Source organism: Microbulbifer sp. YPW1, assembly GCF_013367775.1.
Classification (GTDB): Bacteria; Pseudomonadota; Gammaproteobacteria; order Pseudomonadales; family Cellvibrionaceae; genus Microbulbifer.
Genome location: NZ_CP055157.1, coordinates 667,896 through 686,185 on the forward strand (window position 1 = coordinate 667,896; position 18,290 = coordinate 686,185).

The following is an 18,290-nucleotide window of genomic DNA, read 5'->3' on the forward strand; positions in this document are numbered from 1 at the left end:
GGTTTTCAGGGACGCGAAAGCCCTCTTCCACCTGTGGCGAAAGAGGGCCGAATCCTTTCAGCTCGAACTCAGTTCTTTTCTACCTGACCGAATTCCAGCTCTACCGGCGTGGAGCGACCGAAGATCAATACCGCCACCCGCAGGCGACTCTTCTCGTAATTGACCTCTTCAACCACACCGTTGAAATCATTAAACGGACCGTCGATAACGCGAACCATTTCACCCGGCTCAAACAGCGTCTTGGGCTTGGGCTTATCAACGGAATCATCGATGCGATTCAGGATAGCCTGAGCTTCGCGATCGGTAATCGGTGCAGGCTTGTCCGCCTTGCCACCGATGAAACCCAGCACACGCGGAGTCTCTTTAACCAGGTGCCAGGTGTCGTCATTGAGCTCCATTTCCACCAGCACGTAGCCAGGGAAGAACTTGCGCTCACTTTTGCGCTTCTGACCGGCACGCATTTCCACCACTTCCTCGGTGGGGACCAACACCTCTCCGAAGAGGTGATCCATCTCGTGCAGCTCAATGCGCTCCTTGAGAGAAGTCTTTACACGCTTCTCATAGCCGGAGTAAGCCTGAACTACATACCAATGCTTTGCCATGGATTAACCTTTAGCCAATGATCTTGGAGGCAGCCCAACCGAGGCCGGAATCCAGCGCCCACAGAATGACAGCCATCAGCAGCACGAACACCACCACAATCAAAGTGGTCTGGGTCGCTTCCTGACGAGTCGGCCAAACTACGCGGCGCACTTCATTCTGCGCCTCCCGCAACAGATTCCAGAAGGAATTACCCTTCTCGGTCTGCACTGCAACAAATACAGCCGCCAGGCAAAGCGCAACGATTGCCAGCACACGATACAGCAGGGGGATTTCGGCGTAGTAGGAATTGCCCGCCACAGCAGCACCAACAAGCAGCACCACTACCAGCCACTTAAGGCCGTCAAGACGAAAGGTTTTCGCCTCTACTTTAGCATTCATACAAAGAAGCCTTTAGCGCGCCCAGTTACTGCAAGGCGCCTTTATTGCCAACGACCGCAAAGAGCGACAGCAGTACAGGATAGCCCAACTGCAGGCCCCTTGCGGGCATCTGAAAGTTGGCAGGCCAGGAGGGACTCGAACCCCCAACAGCCGGTTTTGGAGACCGGTGCTCTACCAATTGAACTACTGGCCTGGAACACATCCGGGGGCAAAACGCGTCACCACCGGAAAAAACGAGGGGCGGATCATACCACCCACCCCAGCGTTTGCAAGCGTGACCACCAATTCATTATGGCGATCACACCCGCGCCATCGATTACTCGATGATTTTGGCTACAACGCCAGCGCCAACGGTACGGCCACCTTCGCGGATCGCGAAGCGCAGACCGTCTTCCATGGCGATCGGAGCGATCAGGGTAACGGTCATCTGAACGTTGTCGCCCGGCATTACCATCTCGGTACCTTCCGGCAGCTCACACGCACCAGTCACGTCAGTGGTACGGAAGTAGAACTGCGGACGATAGCCCTTGAAGAACGGGGTGTGACGACCACCTTCGTCCTTGGACAGCACATACACTTCCGCTTCGAACTTGGTGTGCGGAGTGATGGAGCCCGGCTTGGCCAGTACCTGACCACGCTCTACTTCGTCACGCTTGGTACCGCGCAGCAGGGCGCCGATGTTCTCACCAGCACGACCTTCGTCGAGCAGTTTGCGGAACATTTCAACACCGGTACAGGTGGTAGAAGTGGTCTCTTTGATACCAACGATCTGGATCTCGTCACCAGTGCGGATGATGCCACGCTCTACACGACCGGTTACTACGGTACCGCGACCAGAGATAGAGAATACGTCTTCGATCGGCATCAGGAACGGCTGATCTACCGCACGCTCCGGCTCCGGGATGTACTCGTCCAGGGTTTCAACCAGCTTCTTAACAGCGGTGGTACCCATTTCGTTGTCGTCTTCGCCGTTCAGCGCCATCAGAGCAGAACCGGTGATGATCGGAGTGTCGTCACCCGGGAACTCGTACTGGTCCAGAAGTTCGCGAACTTCCATCTCAACCAGCTCCAGCAGCTCTTCGTCGTCAACCATGTCGGCTTTGTTCAGGAATACCACGATGTACGGTACACCTACCTGACGAGACAGCAGGATGTGCTCACGAGTCTGCGGCATGGGGCCGTCAGCTGCGGAACACACCAGGATAGCGCCGTCCATCTGAGCAGCACCGGTGATCATATTCTTAACGTAGTCGGCGTGTCCCGGGCAGTCTACGTGCGCGTAGTGACGGGTCGGAGACTCGTATTCAACGTGAGAGGTGGCAATGGTGATACCGCGCTCACGCTCTTCCGGTGCGTTATCGATACCATCGAAGGCAACGGCAGAGCCGCCCCACACTTCGGCACACACGCGAGTCAGCGCTGCAGTCAGAGTGGTCTTACCATGGTCAACGTGACCAATGGTGCCCACGTTCACGTGGGGCTTGGAACGTTCAAACTTTTCTTTTGCCATTGCGGGCCTCCCAATATAAGCGTGAGCCGAACTAGCGACCTTACCCAAGAACAGCTCCCGGGCACCCTTCCAGGAGCCAAACCGGGAACCAGTGCACCCAGGCCCGCCTGACGGCAAATAAGCCGGATACAAATAGCCGCGGAGACACAAGTCACCGCGGCTACGAATAATGGAGCTCATGGGCGGATTTGAACCGCCGACCTCACCCTTACCAAGGGTGTGCTCTACCCCTGAGCTACATGAGCATACTCCGGACATCGACAAAAACTGTCGACACACAGGCGGGGCTGCCTGCGCTCTCACTCGACCCAAAGATCAAGCAAGTTACCAACCAAGCTCCGCACTAAAGAATGGAGCGGGCAGCGGGAATCGAACCCGCATCATCAGCTTGGAAGGCTGAGGTTCTACCATTGAACTATGCCCGCGCTATCGCGTGCGAAAACCTCCACGATAGAAGACCAAACAACTTCTTCTACCTTCGATGCCAGCACACAGGCATCTGAATAATGGTGCAGGGGGGTGGATTCGAACCACCGAAGCTTGCGCGTCAGATTTACAGTCTGATCCCTTTGGCCACTCGGGAACCCTGCTCGAAAGCGGTGCGTATTTTCTACAGCCGCCGCCTCGCTGTCAACAATTTTTTTCCTTAATTTTCACAGACTTAGCTGCTTTCTTTACCCTTCGGTAAAACCGACCAGAACCCGGAAGGAAATGGAGCTGGCGAGAGGAGTCGAACCCCCGACCGGCTGATTACAAGTCAGCTGCTCTACCAACTGAGCTACGCCAGCATGCCCATACTTGAACCCTAAAAAGGACTCACCACTCCGGGCGTTGTTGACACCCCCTGAAGTGGAGGCGGGATTCTAGGGGAACTGTCCGCGACAAGCAACAGTGGATTGTCGCTTTTCTTCACCCAGGCAAAACACACCCGCCAATTCTTCCTTCAGCTACTCCTCTTGGGCGGTACGAATCTCACTGCACAGGTTCTGGCGGCGGCCGATATCCGGATAATCCAGCTGCAGCTGACCCCAGAAATCCTCACCCAAAGAAGCCGCTCCGGAAGCGCCCTCGCGCTCCGCGAGCACTACCCAGCGTTCCAGATACGTCTGTGGCTCCTCGCGAAACTGTGCCGCGAAACCGCGATCCTGCAGTTCACCTGTCAGGGTCTCGGCACGATCTTTCTCAGAAAAAATACCGAACGAGATGCCGTTTTCCAGCGATCCCTTGGGTATCACATAGCTGTCGATACCCGCCGCCTGCAGCTCACGCAGTTTGCGAAAGGCTTCCTGAGAGGAATTCAGCGGCGCCAGGTATACCCAGTAGCGCATCTGCCCCTGCATTTCTATCTCGCGCATGGCGGCATTTATCTCAAGCGCCTGCAGGCGTCGCGCCACATCTTCCCCCTGATAGGCTTCGGCGAATGGGCCCACCATTGTGCACAGTGCCTCCGCCCCGCCACGGGCATTCCGCGCCGGTACCGCAGACCGCTCCGGCTTTGACGGCGGTTCAGGCGCAGGCAACGCGGCGGGATCGGCCTCGGTGACCAGCGAAATACCCCCCCCCTCTTCCGCCGCGATTACCGGCGTCACGCGCGCCGCAGTTGGTCTGTCGTTGGACAGGAACCAGGCAAACAGACCGAGATTGGCAACCGCCAACAAAATAAATATCCAGCGCATAATGTATTCAGGTAGTTAGTACTTTGAATGCCGACAAAGGCGTCAGAGTGTTGAACAGTGCGCATTCTAGCCAACCAGAGCGTCTCAGGGGCAGCCACTGGCGCACACTGCGAGCTGCCGGGAAGCATTCGCCGCAGGTCTAGGGGTTGGTGAGCGCAAGCCCCTCCATCACCAGATCCTCTGCCCACTCCCCGGGACGATCACACAACGGCGCCAGCATTCCACCGTCGCCACCACAAAACAGCAAGCGCGGGCTCGCGTGCCCAGACACAGCGCAGCGGTGCGCCAGATCATCGTACACACGCTCGACCGCGCCGAGCACCATGACCGGCAAGCCGCGGTCCACCGCATCCCGCGTGTTACATCCCGGATCGAGGGAAGTGGGCTGGCTATCCGGCGGATCTACTTTTACCGCATCGGTGTCGCTATACAGAGCGCGGCGCATCAACCCCAGCCCCGGAACGATGTACCCCCCAAGATGCTGACCATCGCCCCCCAGAAGGTCCAGGGTGACGGCACTGCCGCAGTCGACCACCAGCGCCGGCGCGGGGCGGCGCCGATACGCTGCCAGCACTGCCAGCCAGCGATCCACCCCGAGCTTTGACTCTTCCCTGTACGCGCAGCGCACCCCTCCGCACTCCGGCGTAACCCGGGCAAACTCCGGCCGAGCTCCGAGATGCTGCTGCACGTGAGAAGCGATACATTGCTCGACGGTCGCGCCCGCCACATTCGCCACCCGGACCCTTTGCGGGGCGTGCTCGCCCCAGGCCGCGGGGGGCTCCGATGCCTCCCACCAGGGCCCTGGCGCAAACGCGCCGCGCGCGAGGACCACGGGATCAGCGGCACCCGCGCCGGTTTCGATAAGACGCCACTTGGCGCGGGTATTTCCCTGGTCCAGTTCGAGTATTCTCACCCTTGCGCCCCCTGCCCCTTGCGCGCCGAATCTTGCTCGACCTCTCGCTCCGCGGCTCCATCGCCGGGACGCAGGGACACCTCGCCACCGTGAAAAACCTTGTGCTCACCGTCGCATTCCAGCACCAGTGCGCCACTGCCATCGACCCCGCGCTCGATGCCACACCAGCGCTGCTGGGCGGACTGCAGACAGACCTCCGCATCGGCAAACTGATCCAGAGCCAGCCACGCATCGCGCCAGCGGGCAAACCCGCCCTCGGGATAGTCGGCAAGCATCGGCAACAGTTCATCGAGCATCGCCGCGACCAGTTGATTACGCGGAATACCCGGACACACCTCTGCGAGGTCGATCCACGGCTGACCGATGGCCTCGGCCGCAGCATCAGGCAGGCGCATGTTGAGGCCAATACCGACCACTACGGCGCAGCGGTCGGTCAGGTCACCACTCAATTCGAGCAGTACGCCGGCCAATTTGCGGCCGCGACACCAGACATCATTGGGCCATTTCAAGCGCACATCCGGCACCTCGAAGCGCGCCAGGGCGCGGGCCAGGGCGACGCCGACAGCAAGACTCAGCCCTTCGAGCAACTGCACGCCGCCATTGAACTGCCAACCGATTGAGAGGCTGATCCCTGAGGCGAAGGGGCTCGCCCAGGTGCGGCCGCGGCGGCCGCGCCCCGCGGACTGCATTTCCGCAAGCACCACGCGTGCGTGCCCGCTTCCCTGCTCCAGGCTTGCAAGCACCCGCGCGTTGGTGGAGTCCACCTGATCAAATACCTGTAGCTCGCCCAGCAGCGGTAAGCTGGCACGCCCCAGCGAAGAGAGAATCGACTCTGGCTCCAGCAGATCCAGACCCCCAGCGAGACAATATCCCCGCCCCTTGACCGACTCCACTTGCAGCCCCAGGGGCTCGAGCTTCTGCAACTGTTTCCACACCGCTGCGCGACTCACCCCCAGTACCTCACCGAGGGATTCACCGGAGTGAACCTCGCCATCGGCGAGCAGCAGCAACAGGGGGCGCAGTGCGGCCAGCGAACCTGCCGGCACTTCATTGGAATGACGCGAGACCAAGTTAAATTCTCCGGTAATTCGGGTACTGCGAACGGTTTCCAGCAATGCCGCGGTTCAGCGATAACGGCGGCAGTAGCGGTGACCGAGAGAGGTCAGGATCTCGTAGCCAATGGTGCCCGCAGCGGCGCCCATATGATCCACCGTCAATGACTCCCCCAGCACTTCGATCAGCGATAGCTGTGCGCGCTGGTCCCCACTGAGGGCAGAGACATCAAACACGGTGGTATCCATGGATACGCGCCCCAGCATCGGTACGGGAATCCGCTGCTCCCCGGCAATCGCCACGCCGCTGCCGCGACCACTCTGGGCGCGCAGTATACCGTCGGCATATCCGCCCCTGACCACAGCCAGCCAGCTGCCAGCCACCGCAGTCTGCGTAGCGCCGTAGCCCACCGCACTGTCCCTGTGTACCTGGCGCAGCTGTATTACCGGCAGGCGCAAATTGACGACCGGGCGCATGGGGTTGGGCTGGGCAGGCGTCGGGTTGACCCCGTACAGGGCACACCCCGGGCGCACCACCTCGAACTGGAAATCTTCACCCAGACAGATACCCGCGGAGTTTGCCAGACTCGCCGGCACGTTCGGGCAGATCTCCCGCAGGCGCGCCACCATACCGGCAAAGGCGGCCTGCTGATGGCCGTTTTGCGCGTGGCCGACCTCGTCCGCACAGGCGAGGTGGCTGAGGATCAGTTGCAGGTTCGCCTGCCGCAACAGCGCGGGCTTTGTTAACAGGTGGGCAAATTCATCCTCGCCCATACCCAGCCGGGTCATCCCGGAATCCACCTTCAGCGCTGCCGGTGCCGCCAGCGCGTTATCGCCGGCGAAACCGAGTGTCTCATCACACCAGCGCTGTATCTGTGCGGTCGTCACCAGCACCGGGATCAATCCGGACTCGGCACAGGCGCGCTCGCACCCCGGGCGTACACCGGTCAAAACGAAAATAGTCACAGGTCCATCCAGAACCGATCGCAGCTGCACGCCCTCGCTCTGTGTGGCGACAAAGAAGGTCCGGCAACCGGCCTGGTACAGGGCCGGAGCCACTTGCGCCACGCCCAGGCCATAGGCATCCGCCTTGACCACCGCACCGCACTCGCAGCCGCCGTGCAGGCGCGCACGCAACCAGCTGTAGTTATGGACAATGGCGCCCAGGTCGATAGTGAGCAGCCCTTCGCGCTCGTGATCGGAGATCGTCACTCTTAATGCCTTCCTCTACGCCGCTTTCAACTGGCGGACAACAAACCTTCACGGCGCAGGGCCCGTGCGCCCACCATGACCGCAGCCAGAACTAATCCCAGAGTAACCAGAGACCCGGCGACCATCCACACGGGAGAAACCTCGCCCCCCACCAGCAGGCCCTTGAGCCACTGTTGATGCCCCACGAGCGGCAGCAACTGCCAACTGTCGGACAACTTGACCTGCGCAATGTCCAACGCCATCAGCACCACCAGCGGCGCTATCTGGAAAATGCTCAACTGGGTCTGTGCATCCTTGAACGACTGGGAGCGCAGCGCCAGCAGAATCTGCAACACCGCCACCAGCAGCGCCAGCGGCAACATGATCAAGCCCATGGCGATCACACCGCCGGTCGTGGTGGCGCGCTGGATACCCAGCTCGGTAAGCGGCATGACCGGCATCAATAACAGCAATGTGGCAATTGCCAGCAGCGAGCCCAGCCACCCCAGGCTCGCGACGGCGATGGTTTTGGCGGTAATGATCTGCCAGCCCGCCATAGGCTGCAGCAACAGCGGCTCCAGACTGAGGCGCTCCCGCTCGCCGGCGGAGGTATCCACGGCGGTAGCGAGACAGGCGACAAACAGGGTCATGATCAACAACCCGGGCACTGTGGCCAGAATCAACGCACCGCGGCTCGAAGGGGTACTGACATCGCGGGTTTCGACACGCCAGGGGGCCAGCAGCCGCGGCGCCACGCCCCGCGCAGCAAGACGCTGGGTAACCACCAGCTGCTGCAGGGCCCCCAGGCGCTCTTGTATGTCCCGCTGGGCGCGCCCGCTGCTGGTGTCTGAACTGTTGACGTAGAGATACAGCGGCGGCGCGCGGAATCCCTGATAGCGCTGTGCAAAGTCCTCACCGAATTCCAGCACAATATCGTAATCCCCGGCGAGCAGTTCCCGCGGCGAACCACTATCCAGCGATGACACTTCCAGATCCGGGGACTGCAATCGCTCCCGGATCAGCGGCGCGCGCTCGGCGCCCAGCAGCGCGACACGGGTAACGTCTTCGCTCTGCTTCTTGATCATGAAGATGGTGCCGCCCGCCAGCGCGGCGGGAAACATCAGGGAAAAGCACACCGCCATTACCAGCGCCCGGCGGTCCCGCCACGCCTCCAGCAATTCCTTGCGCAGCAGCGGCGCCATCTGTTTCACGCCGCGGATCACATTCGAAATACTCACGCTGGCTCTCCTTGCATCTGCGCAACTGCTGGCCGCTGCCCGTAGGCCAGCGCCACAAAACTGTCTTCGAGATTCGTGCAGCCGGTTTCCGCCGCCAGCTGCTCCGGTGTCCCCGCGCCCACGATCTGCCCCGCCGCCATCACCAGTACCCGGTCCGAAAGTTCCGCCACTTCCGGCATCACGTGACTGGAAAACAGGATGGTGGTGCCCGCAGCCCGCAGCCGCAGCAGGGTTTTGCGCAGCAGGCGCACCGCCAGCACATCCAGGCCGCGGGTAGGCTCATCCAGGATCAGGTGGCGGGGGCGATGTACCAGCGCCCGAGCCAGGGAGACCTTCATGCGCTCCCCCTGGGAAAATCCTTTGGTGCGCCGGTCCCACAGGGCATCCAGCTCGAGCTCCTCACGCACAGCCTGCAGTGCCTCCTGCAGCGCCGCGCCGGTGAGCCCCTGCATCTGCGCGAATACCGACAGGTACTCGCGTACGGTGAGCCGCTCGTAGAGCCCTTCGCGGTCGCCCACCACCCCCAGCTGGCGACGCACCGCCATGGGATCGGAGGCGGGGTCCGCATCGCCCACCAGCACACGTCCGGAGTCTGCTTGCAGCAATCCACAGACGATACGCAGGCAACTGGTCTTGCCCGCGCCATTGGCGCCGAGCAGAGCGGTGATACGGCCATCCGGCACTTCAAAACTCAGGTTGTGCAGCACCTGCTGCCCCTCGAAAGATTTGCAGATTTTGTCGACGCGAATCATGGCTGGTCACCTCCTGCGACTTCTTCCGTGGGAGTTTCCCGTTGCTCCAGCGGTTCCGGATGCTCCGCTGAACTCTCGTCCGCGCCTCCGGCAGAATCTTCTTGCGCGAGCATTGATTCCGCTTCCGGAATCGACTGTTCAGGCATCAGTGCGGGCCCGAACGCACCGGCCGCAAACGGCGGTCGGCGGATATCTGCGAGGCAGCCGTCGTCCAGTGGCGTACCTGGCTGATCCAGGAACTGCAGGATCAGGTCCGGCACACATCCTCGCGGCGAATTGATATGTCCCCCGCCCTGCACCACCAGGTGCTGCTGGTTGGGCAGATAAGCGAGCTGCTCGTCCGCATACTCGGGCGGGGTAATGGGATCGGCGGTGCCGGAAATCAGCAATACCGGATGATCGCGGGGCTCCGGCGCATCGTAGGGGCGGGGCGGTACTGGCCAGACCTTGCAGCCCTCCACAAAGATGCGGATAAACATATCGCCGATAAAAGTGCCTTCGGCGTCGCGGGCAATATCCGCCGCGTCTACTCGGTTCATCTCCTCGGCACAGGCCACGGAATAGGTAAGTCCCAGGGACATGGCCCCTTCCATATCCGCAAACAGCCCGAGGATGCCAGACAGCGGCGCATAGTTGCCGCGACTGGCTTCGCTCACCGCGTACGGCAGCTGTGCCGCAGCGGCGGGATCGTACAGCGCGGTGCGCACGGCGCCGGCCAGCATCCAGGTTTCCACCGGTTCTTCGGAAGGACGCCCGGTAAACGGATCCGGGAAGCTGCTCGCCTGGGCATCGCTCCAGTTCGCCAGCAGGTTATCCAGCTGATTGCGCCAGTCTCCAAATCCCGCACATACGGGGTCTTCACTGCACGCCTGTTCCAGTTCCTGCAATGCGGACTCCGCCGCAGACGCGGCCAGAAACACCTTGGTATCAATGGGGGCAACACCGTCCAGCACCAGGCTCTGCAGGGAATCCGGATACCACTGCTGGTAAAGCAGCGCGGTGCGGGTACCCCAGGAGCCGCCCCACAGGGAAATACGCTCATGTCCCAGCGCCCGACGCACCGACTCCAGGTCTTCCACGGTCTGACGGCTGTTGATGCTCAGGGGGCGCTCGCCGGCATTGATATAGCAGGCGGCCAGCTGGGCCGTCATGAGTTCGATATTGTTCGGAGTCTCGGCACCGAAGCCGCAATCGAAGGCGTCGGAACGCCCTCCCCCTCGGCGATCCACCATCACGATATCGCGCCCGCGATTCAGTTTGCGCAGCGGATTCAGCAGCCGCACCAGGTCACTGGCGGCCTGCCCCGGGCCACCCGCGAGCAGATACAGCGGCTCATGCTGGCCGCCGTTTACCGCCGGCGCCACCAGCACCGACAGCGTTACCTGGTCACCCGCGCTGTCCGCGCCCACCGGGACCCGATAACAGCGCAGCGACTCTGACCAGCCGTCTGCATAACAGGTTTCGCTGGCGGTGGCAGTCGCTTCCGCCGGCCCCGGCTCGGCCAGCGCGCCAAAACTGAACAGTCCCGCCAATAAGGTAATTCCCAGGCTGTATTGCAGCCGTTGTGGGACAAGTCGCTTCCTTGAGTCCAATGCATACTCCCGTATTCGTAAGCGTTGATCGTTATCCGTTAACTGACCTCACCAGCCTTGTGAGCCGGCAGGCAAACCCAGCCAGTCTACCGGAGTTCCCCCCACCCGCCCACGCTTTGCAAGCCCCCGGCGGCATTAGTCGTGGCACCCCGGGGCGCGCGGTGGTATCGTTTGCGGTCGTTTTTATATCGAATAATTAATAGCCAGCGATACCCCACCGAAAAAAATGAGCTTTTCAGACAGAGAAAAACAACTGGTACGGGCTGCTTTTGCCTGGGGGCAGATTACCCAGAAGGAAGGCTACACCCTGTCCGATCTGGAAATCGAAAAGTCGGTGTTATTCCGCCGCCTGCTGGCCGGTCGCCCACCTCTCGCCTTTCCCCCGCCCCTGCGCCACGGATTTCCCTGGTACGAGGTGATCGAGGGCCGCAGTGAACATGTGGTAAACGCATCCGAGGCCTCTCCGGAACACAGCATCATCGCACCCGGCAGTAAACCCGGGGATACCTGCATTCTGATCGACGGCGCTTTCTGGCGTGTGGCGGAGACGATTCGCGAGCGCGAGGAATACCTGGTGGAATGGGGCGAGTACCCGATGCAGTGGCGTCTTTGCAAGCACTGGGAAGTGAATTACGAGATGACCCAGCAGCTGAACAATTTCCGCAAGGACAATCCGGAGGCGAATGTGAGCCTTGCCAGCCGCGGCGGGCAGAAGGAGTACAGTGAGTTCCGGGTGGACGACGACCAGACGGTATGGCTGTCGGAATGGCACCTGACCCGCATTGGCCTTCCGGGCTGGGTATGGGTTGGCAACGAGGTGGATCCGGAGCCGTACGTGCACGATCTGACGCCCCTGTGCCAGGATCAGCAGGGCGCGCTGGTGCTGGGCGTTGCCGGTGCAGACCGCGGCCCGGGGTGGCTGCGCATCGAAACCAGCGCTACCGATGCCCGCTATATCAAGCTGGGGGATGAACTGGAATACAAGTCCGTCATCGCCTCTGCGGTAACCGAATTCGACCGCCTGCTGCACAGCATTGCCGGCGAAGACCTCGAGGTAATTGATTGCCGCGACGGCGAGGTACTGCGCTGCTACCGCGTCCCCATGCAACTGGCTCCGCTCGAGCAGTTTGACCTTGGCGATGTGAATTACGATCTGGTGCCTGAGAACGCTTACGCCGGATAAACCACTTTACTCCGGCCCCCTTCATACTTCGTAGAAAATACAGTGGCGGCACTACCGCCGGGGGAAGTTCACGAGACACGCCGTGAACCCATCCCTGGGGGCTCTTCTAAAACATCCCTGTTTTAGAAGGTCTCGCGAACTTCCCCCGACGGCAGCGCCTGCAACTCTCACCTAGATACACTGATCGCCTCTATTAACGACAAAGCTTACGAAGCAAATCTGCTTTGATTGAAGCAAGGGGCCTGGTGTTTGTTTTTGAAAGCGTCGGCGACAGGGATGTCGCCGACGCAGCGTACATGGACGTATTGAAGGGGGGCGCCTAGCCCGGTTTCAAAAACAAACACCAGGCCCCTTGCGCCACCATTCCAGCTAAAAAAGAAAATCCACAGGGCGCAAGTCAGTCCACATCCCGCCCGCGACCAGCGCGCAACAATTCAAACCACGCCTCCCGATCGAGTTCCATTTCCAGTGCCGCCAGTGCAGCAACCAACCGCTCCGGATTACCACTTCCCAACACCGGAACCATATCTGAAGGGTGTTTCAACAGCCACGCCAATGCCAATTGCATGGCACCCACCTCGGGGGCCAGCCCGCGGGATTCGCACACACGACGCAATTCCGCCTGCACCCGCAACGCATCCTCGTCGTTGCCGGTGAACAGACGACCACCGGCAAAAGGCGACCACGCCATGGGCAGGAGCTTGTGTTGCTGACAGTAATCCAGCTGCCCGTCGAACATCGGCTGCGAATACAGCAATGACACCTCGATCTGGTTCACCGCCAGAGGGATCGACAGGCGGGACTGCAGAAGGTCGGTCTGGTGCGGCAGGAAATTGGAAACCCCGAGGTGCTTCACCTTGCCCTCAGCCACCAGCTGCTCAAGGACCAGCGCCAGCGCATCCGCATCCATCAGCGGATCCGGGCGGTGCAGCAACAACAGATCCATCTGCTCGATGCCCATATCCCGCAGGCTGGTCTCCACGGCACTGCGCACATGCGCCGCGCTGGTGTCGTAGTGATTGATACGCGCGCCGGACATTTCCCCGGCAAGGCGGATACTGCATTTGCTCACAATCTCCATGCGCTCGCGCAATTGCGGATTGTGCTTCAGCGCCGCGCCAAACGCCTGCTCGCAGCGGTAGTCCCCGTAAATATCTGCCAGGTCGAATGTGGTCACCCCGAGATCCAGCATCTGCTCGAACAGACGCACGCTTTCCGAGGGGGCGTAGTTCCAGTCGGTCAGCCGCCAGAGGCCAAACGCGATGCGGGACAGGGAAAGGTCGGGGGCGAGAGAAGAGGTAACGCGTTGCATGATAATCCGCCGGTTCAACAATGAATCGGCGGATTTTCGCATAGTCGCGATGGGATTTAACCGCCCCCGGCGGGGGCGGAATCACATCTGTAGAAGCAGAGAGACAGGCAGCGACCTTTACTGCGGCAACTTCAGGGTCTCGGCAATATCTGCCCAGGACACCAGCTTGAAGTTCTGGGTCTGGCTGGGCATGCGGTTGCGACCGTCCTGCACCACCAGCAGCCCCTGCGGATACTGACTGCCAAACGCCGCACTGGAGACTTCCAGGCCGTCGGTTTCCGAGCTGCCGTCGAGGTGTTTGTCCAGGTTGATATCCACACGGAAGTGACCCACAAACTGGCTGCCGTCGCGACTGAACAGCGCATAGCTGTTGTTGCCCTGGCTCGAAACCACCAGATAGCTCCTGTCGCCGGCGTGGTAGAGGCCCATGCCCTCCACATCCGCCGCCAGGCGCTCACCGTCCACCGGTGCAATCAGCTGGGGCTTGGCTTCGCCGGCTAGGAATCCGGCGATGTCCAGACGCCAGATGCCGCCGTCTTCCTCACCGAAGAACAGCATCTGCATTTCGTCATCCACCACGCAGCCTTCCACCTGGCTTTCCACTTCCAGCGTGGCCAGTTGCTGCAGACTCCAGTCCACGTTGCCGGTGCCGGGCACGATCTGCAGCAGCTGTACCGCGCCGTCCTTGTCCGACACCCAGGCCATCAGGTCCGCACCCTTGCGGTATACACACAGGCCGTAGGGGTCTTCCATGTCCAGATTGCGCAACCCGAGATAGTCGACCTCACCCGCAGCGCTGATACCGAACAGGCTCACACCGGGATCCGTGCGGTTGGTGGCCGCGGCGATGGCGACAAACTTGCCGTGCTGGATCGGGCGCAGGTCCACATTGTTGACGCGGCCGACGGCGAAATGCTCCACCAGCTTGCCGTTCAGGTCGTAGACGCTGAGCCCGCTCTTCTTGTCCGTGCCGAGAATCAGGCTTGCAGACGGGTTGACCGGGTTGACCCAGATCGCCGGATCATCCGCGGCATCGCCACCGGAGGTGACCGGGGCAGTCTGCGCGCTGGCGCGTACCCGCGGTATCTCCACCGGTCCGCGGAAGGCCTGCATCTCCGCCGCGGGCTCAGGCAAGGTGACCGCAAACCGCAGTACCCGGTTGCTCTCCTCCTCCAGCGCCAATAGCGCGCCCTGCAGTACTGCCGCGGAAACCGGCTGCATATCCGCCAGCGCCTCGGAGAAATGCGGCTTCTGACGCGGTGTATTGATGTTGAAGGCGAGTACCCGGTCGCCGGCGGTCATCCACAGGTTGCCACTGATGCCGTCCAACCACAGGCCGCCGAATTCTCCCTCGGGCAGCTCTGCAGATGCGGCGAACACCTCGCGGCCCTCGTCCATTTCCGCATCTGCGTTCAGGCTCCAGATTCCCAGGGGCGGCTGCGCCACCAGCAGCCGGCCACTGCGGTCATCCACCACACAGGAAGATACCTGCTCGCCGAAATACAGCGGGCGTACGCCGGTAAATTCCCAGGCCTGCTCGCGGGGGTGCACCACATACTCGTGGCCCAGCCCATTTTCATCGATGGCAAACAGGTGGGTGCGCCCGGCCTGGCGGGAGAAGCACATGGCCACCTGCGGGGCCGTGGTCGCCATGGCGCCCAGATAGCGAATGCGCGGGCTGCCTTCTTCCAGGTCCAGCAGGCGCAACTGCAGTTCCGCGCTGTCCTCGTCGTATACCGCAATCAGCCAGTTGTCCGGCTCCAGTTGCTGCAGGGCAAACCGCTCCACGGTACCGCCATCCAGGGCGAGCTGTTCACTGCCAGCGTCATCGACCAGTACCAGGCCACGCTTTTCACTGGCCAGCAGCAGGTAATCGCGCCCTGCCAGCTGCAGCGGGGCCAGCTGGCTGGACACCACATCCTGCAGGGCCAGCGCATTCTGCGCGGTGATCGGTTTGGGCGCCGCAGCCTGCTCGATCTGCGGGCCACAGGCACTGAGCAGACCAGTTAAAGCAAGCGCTACAGCGCCTCTCGCCAGGGTTTTACACGCAAAAGTTTTACACGCCATATCACTATCGTTCTTTGTCTCGTCTGTTGGCGACTTCGACAACACCGGGAGCAAAACTACGCCACCGCGTGTCAGAAAGATGTCAAACAGATGACCGTTGAATCCAATATAAAAAAATAGCAGAAAGCCCGGGCACCCACCGGCGCCGGGCCCCCTGCCCTTTCGTTCTGAAGCGATTCAGAACACTGTCAGTAAGTGACAGCGCGACTTAGAAGGTCGAGTAAGTCACACCCAGTACGTAAGCCGGGCCGTACTCTTCGTATTGACCGTTGTAGCCGCGACGGTTGGCGTAGAACGGCTCGTCGGTGAGGTTCACCGCATTGAAGAACACCTGCATACCATTCTCGAAGCGGTACTTGGCGGACAGATCCAGCTGCATGTGGTCGTCTTCGTAGAGGTCAAACGCCGCGTCTTCCAGATCCACTTCCAGCAGTCGCTCGCTCTTGTAGGCGGTGGACAGGCGCAGGCTCAGGGCATCGCGCTCGTAGCCAACGATAAAGTTGGCCACCAGGTCCGCCTGGGAAGGGAGGGTGATCTTGTTGCCGCGCTCGGCGTCAGCACCCAGACCCAGGTCCGCTTCGGAGTCCGTCATGGTGGCATTGGCACGCAACAGGAAGCCGTTGTCGAAACCGCGGGTCCAAGACAGCTCGGCACCGGTCAGGGTCGCCTTGTCGCCGTTGATCGGCTGGAAGATTTCCGCTTCTTCTACCGCCAGGCTGCCCACGTACAGGCTGTAGTCCGCGGTGCTGGCCACGTCTGCGGTCACCACGAAGTTATCGATCTGCTTGTGGAAAGCACCCAGGGAGAACATGCCCAGGGAATCGGCGTAGTACTCGAAGGAAACGTCGAAGTTACGCGCCTCATAAGGGTCCAGCGCCGGGTTGCCCGCGGCCACCTCCAGCTCGCCCTCGTCGTATTCGATCTCGGCGGCGGACGGGTTCAGGTCGCCGAAGGACGGGCGGGACAGGGATTCGGTGTAGGCGGCGCGCAGTACGACGTTTTCGCTGTAGTCGTACTTGAAGTTCACGCTCGGGAACAGGTTGCTGTAGTCGCGCTCGTAGGACACCGCAGAGACATACACGTCTTCGGCAATCTCTTCGGCTCCGGAAATCGCTTCGCCGGACTCCGCCACGCGATAGCCGTCGGCGCTGAAGTCGGTAGCTTCATAGCGCACCCCGTACACCAGGTTGGCGCGGCCGAAGTCGATATCGTTCATCAGGTAGAGCGCGGAGATATCCTCGTTCATCACGTAATCGCGCGCAGAATCCAGCGCGGTGCTGGTTTCGTCGATTTCGAAGCTGTCCAGATTGGCGTTGATAAACGCATTCAGTGCGCCCTTGTTCACACCCGGGCCGAAGTCGCCCAGACCGTAGTCAACGCCATTGCTGGCAAAATCTGCGAGAGTGAAATCGCCGCCGAAGCCATCGTAAACGGTGGCATTCAGGTCACCGGTTTTTTCCCGGCGACGCTCGTGCAGACCGAACTTCAGTTCAGACGGGTGACCGGCCACATCGATATCGCGGCGGAAGTCGATACGGAAGCTGACTTCCTCATCGTCGGTATAGTTGTCTTCAACCACCAGTTCGTCCAGCTCATAGCTGGCGGCATCCATTGCGCTGGCATCGGCGGCGAACATTTTCGGGATCTTGCCCGCGCGGGTATAACCCAGCTCCAGACCTTCCTGCACGAAGGTGGTGTCGCGACGGTGCGGCTCGGATTCTTCCGCGTGAGAGAAGCCCACGGCATACTCAACGCCCCACTTGTCCATATCGTGGGAACCGCCGGCAACCACCGACAGGATTTCCTGTTCCTCGTAGCGGTCTTTCAATTCTTTTTCCAGCGCCGCATCGGACCAGGTCACACTGCTCGCGGAAACGGTATCCGGATCGTCATTCTCCTCGTCCAGCTTGAAGGAATTGCGCTGGCGCTCTTCGCCATCGGAAAAGTCGGAGTACAGGGTGTGCAGGTACAGCTGGCTGCCTTCGGAAACTTCCAGATCGAAGTTGGCGGCGAGGCCGGTGCGCTCGCGGGTTACGGTGTAATCGCGCTGTTCAATTTCCGCGGCGGTTACGCCCACGCTGCCGTCGAGGGCCGTGAATTCTTCCCACACGCCGTCGGTTTCAATATTTTCTGAACCGAAGTTGCGCTCCTGGTGCGATGCGGCAACCGCAACACCCAGGGTGCGGCCGCCCAGGTCGAATTTATTGGTATAGGTGCCGGCGAACTTCGGGCTGTTTTCGCCCTGCAGTTCGCTGTAGCCGTTTTCCACGGTCACCTTGTAGGTCTGACCGTCGTGGTCCAGCGCATTGATACTCTTGATTTCGATCGCGCCACCGATGGAATCGGCACTCATGTCCGGGGTCAGGGTCTTGAACACTTCCAGGCTGGCCAGCAGGTCGGAAGGAATCACATCCAGAGCCACCGCGCGGCTGTCGGTTTCCGGTGCCGGCAGGCTCATGCCGTTGATGGTGGAGGCATTCAGGTTTGGATCGATACCGCGCACACCCACGAAGCGACCTTCGCCCTGGTCGCGGGCAATAAATACGCCGGACATACGCTGCAGGGCTTCGGTCACGTTGGCGTCAGGCAGTTCACCGATGGCCTCGGAAGTCTGCACCGCAACCACCTTGTTGGATTCGCGCTGACGCTCGATATCGCTGCGGGCGTTGGCCGCCTGGGCGGTGACCACTATGGTCTCCATCAGCTCGCCTTGCGTTTCCAGCGCTTGCTGCGCCCCGGCGTTGACGCTGATGATCGCGGCGGCAAGAGGCGCCACCATTTTAAAATTGAATGCAGGCTTAGTCATAAATCCCCGTCCCTAAT

General features: G+C 61.0%; 14 protein-coding genes and 5 tRNA genes. 1 reads left to right on the forward strand and 18 read right to left on the reverse strand.

The annotated features are described in order from the left end of the window. Positions 1-68: 68 nt before the first annotated feature. The 15 genes from nusG to HUW35_RS02955 all read right to left on the reverse strand — a co-directional run bounded on the left by nusG (position 69) and on the right by HUW35_RS02955 (position 10,845). Positions 69-602, reverse strand: coding sequence for a transcription termination/antitermination protein NusG (gene nusG, locus HUW35_RS02885; RefSeq protein WP_078083382.1), 534 nt, complete (start codon positions 600-602; stop codon positions 69-71). Positions 603-612: 10 nt separating this feature from the next. Next, on the reverse strand, positions 613-981 hold the full coding sequence (gene secE / locus HUW35_RS02890; RefSeq protein ID WP_181254171.1) for a preprotein translocase subunit SecE: 369 nt from the start codon (positions 979-981) through the stop codon (positions 613-615). A 117-nt stretch (positions 982-1,098) separates the two neighbouring features. Beyond that, positions 1,099-1,174 (reverse strand) — tRNA-Trp (locus HUW35_RS02895). 123 nt (positions 1,175-1,297) lie between these two features. After that, positions 1,298-2,491 carry an elongation factor Tu gene (tuf, locus tag HUW35_RS02900; protein WP_181254172.1) on the reverse strand — a complete coding sequence of 398 codons (1,194 nt, stop codon included), beginning with the start codon at positions 2,489-2,491 and terminating at the stop codon, positions 1,298-1,300. Between the two features lie 170 nt (positions 2,492-2,661). Further along, a tRNA-Thr gene (locus HUW35_RS02905) sits at positions 2,662-2,736 on the reverse strand. Between the two features lie 106 nt (positions 2,737-2,842). Continuing rightward, positions 2,843-2,916: transfer RNA gene (locus HUW35_RS02910), tRNA-Gly, on the reverse strand. A gap of 82 nt (positions 2,917-2,998) precedes the next feature. After that, a tRNA-Tyr gene (locus HUW35_RS02915) sits at positions 2,999-3,081 on the reverse strand. 122 nt (positions 3,082-3,203) lie between these two features. Beyond that, a tRNA-Thr gene (locus tag HUW35_RS02920) sits at positions 3,204-3,279 on the reverse strand. A 159-nt stretch (positions 3,280-3,438) separates the two neighbouring features. Next, entirely contained in the window at positions 3,439-4,167 is a 729-nt protein-coding gene (locus HUW35_RS02925) for an SPOR domain-containing protein (protein WP_181254173.1), read from the reverse strand. Between the two features lie 139 nt (positions 4,168-4,306). Beyond that, on the reverse strand, positions 4,307-5,080 hold the full coding sequence (locus HUW35_RS02930; protein WP_181254174.1) for a type III pantothenate kinase: 774 nt from the start codon (positions 5,078-5,080) through the stop codon (positions 4,307-4,309). Continuing rightward, entirely contained in the window at positions 5,077-6,150 is a 1,074-nt protein-coding gene (gene birA / locus HUW35_RS02935; protein WP_255463441.1) for a bifunctional biotin--[acetyl-CoA-carboxylase] ligase/biotin operon repressor BirA, read from the reverse strand. Before birA ends, HUW35_RS02930 begins: the two co-directional genes overlap by 4 nt. Before the next feature lie 54 nt (positions 6,151-6,204). Next, on the reverse strand, positions 6,205-7,344 hold the full coding sequence (gene alr / locus HUW35_RS02940) for an alanine racemase (RefSeq protein ID WP_181254175.1): 1,140 nt from the start codon (positions 7,342-7,344) through the stop codon (positions 6,205-6,207). Between the two features lie 26 nt (positions 7,345-7,370). Beyond that, positions 7,371-8,561, reverse strand: a complete 1,191-nt coding sequence (locus tag HUW35_RS02945; protein ID WP_255463442.1) for an ABC transporter permease — start codon at positions 8,559-8,561, stop codon at positions 7,371-7,373. Continuing rightward, complete coding sequence (locus tag HUW35_RS02950; RefSeq protein ID WP_181254176.1) at positions 8,558-9,313, reverse strand: ATP-binding cassette domain-containing protein; 756 nt, start codon at positions 9,311-9,313, stop codon at positions 8,558-8,560. The genes HUW35_RS02945 and HUW35_RS02950 overlap by 4 nt, the downstream gene beginning before the upstream one ends. Continuing rightward, complete coding sequence (locus tag HUW35_RS02955) at positions 9,310-10,845, reverse strand: alpha/beta hydrolase (protein ID WP_255463443.1); 1,536 nt, start codon at positions 10,843-10,845, stop codon at positions 9,310-9,312. Before HUW35_RS02955 ends, HUW35_RS02950 begins: the two co-directional genes overlap by 4 nt. Positions 10,846-11,131: 286 nt before the next feature. Between HUW35_RS02955 and HUW35_RS02960 the strand changes: the two genes are divergently transcribed. Then, positions 11,132-12,088 (forward strand): hypothetical protein, encoded by a 957-nt coding sequence (locus HUW35_RS02960; RefSeq protein WP_181254177.1) that lies wholly within the window; start codon positions 11,132-11,134, stop codon positions 12,086-12,088. A 397-nt stretch (positions 12,089-12,485) separates the two neighbouring features. Here the strand turns inward: HUW35_RS02960 and HUW35_RS02965 are convergent, their stop codons facing one another. The 3 genes from HUW35_RS02965 to HUW35_RS02975 form a co-directional block, all read right to left on the reverse strand. Then, positions 12,486-13,400, reverse strand: coding sequence for an aldo/keto reductase family oxidoreductase (locus HUW35_RS02965; protein WP_181254178.1), 915 nt, complete (start codon positions 13,398-13,400; stop codon positions 12,486-12,488). Positions 13,401-13,517: 117 nt separating this feature from the next. Further along, complete coding sequence (locus HUW35_RS02970; protein ID WP_181254179.1) at positions 13,518-15,467, reverse strand: phytase; 1,950 nt, start codon at positions 15,465-15,467, stop codon at positions 13,518-13,520. Positions 15,468-15,675: 208 nt separating this feature from the next. After that, complete coding sequence (locus tag HUW35_RS02975) at positions 15,676-18,273, reverse strand: TonB-dependent receptor (RefSeq protein WP_181254180.1); 2,598 nt, start codon at positions 18,271-18,273, stop codon at positions 15,676-15,678. Between the last annotated feature and the right edge of the window lie 17 nt (positions 18,274-18,290).

Excerpts from the sequence above, each read along its gene's own strand:
- HUW35_RS02970 (WP_181254179.1), bottom strand. The coding sequence starts at position 15,467 with ATGGCGTGTAAAACTTTTGCGTGTAAAACCCTGGCGAGAGGCGCTGTA.
- HUW35_RS02975 (WP_181254180.1), bottom strand. The coding sequence starts at position 18,273 with ATGACTAAGCCTGCATTCAATTTTAAAATGGTGGCGCCTCTTGCCGCC.
- HUW35_RS02965 (WP_181254178.1), bottom strand. The coding sequence starts at position 13,400 with ATGCAACGCGTTACCTCTTCTCTCGCCCCCGACCTTTCCCTGTCCCGC.
- nusG (WP_078083382.1), bottom strand. The coding sequence starts at position 602 with ATGGCAAAGCATTGGTATGTAGTTCAGGCTTACTCCGGCTATGAGAAG.
- HUW35_RS02925 (WP_181254173.1), bottom strand. The coding sequence starts at position 4,167 with ATGCGCTGGATATTTATTTTGTTGGCGGTTGCCAATCTCGGTCTGTTT.
- tuf (WP_181254172.1), bottom strand. The coding sequence starts at position 2,491 with ATGGCAAAAGAAAAGTTTGAACGTTCCAAGCCCCACGTGAACGTGGGC.
- HUW35_RS02950 (WP_181254176.1), bottom strand. The coding sequence starts at position 9,313 with ATGATTCGCGTCGACAAAATCTGCAAATCTTTCGAGGGGCAGCAGGTG.
- secE (WP_181254171.1), bottom strand. The coding sequence starts at position 981 with ATGAATGCTAAAGTAGAGGCGAAAACCTTTCGTCTTGACGGCCTTAAG.
- HUW35_RS02960 (WP_181254177.1), top strand. The coding sequence starts at position 11,132 with ATGAGCTTTTCAGACAGAGAAAAACAACTGGTACGGGCTGCTTTTGCC.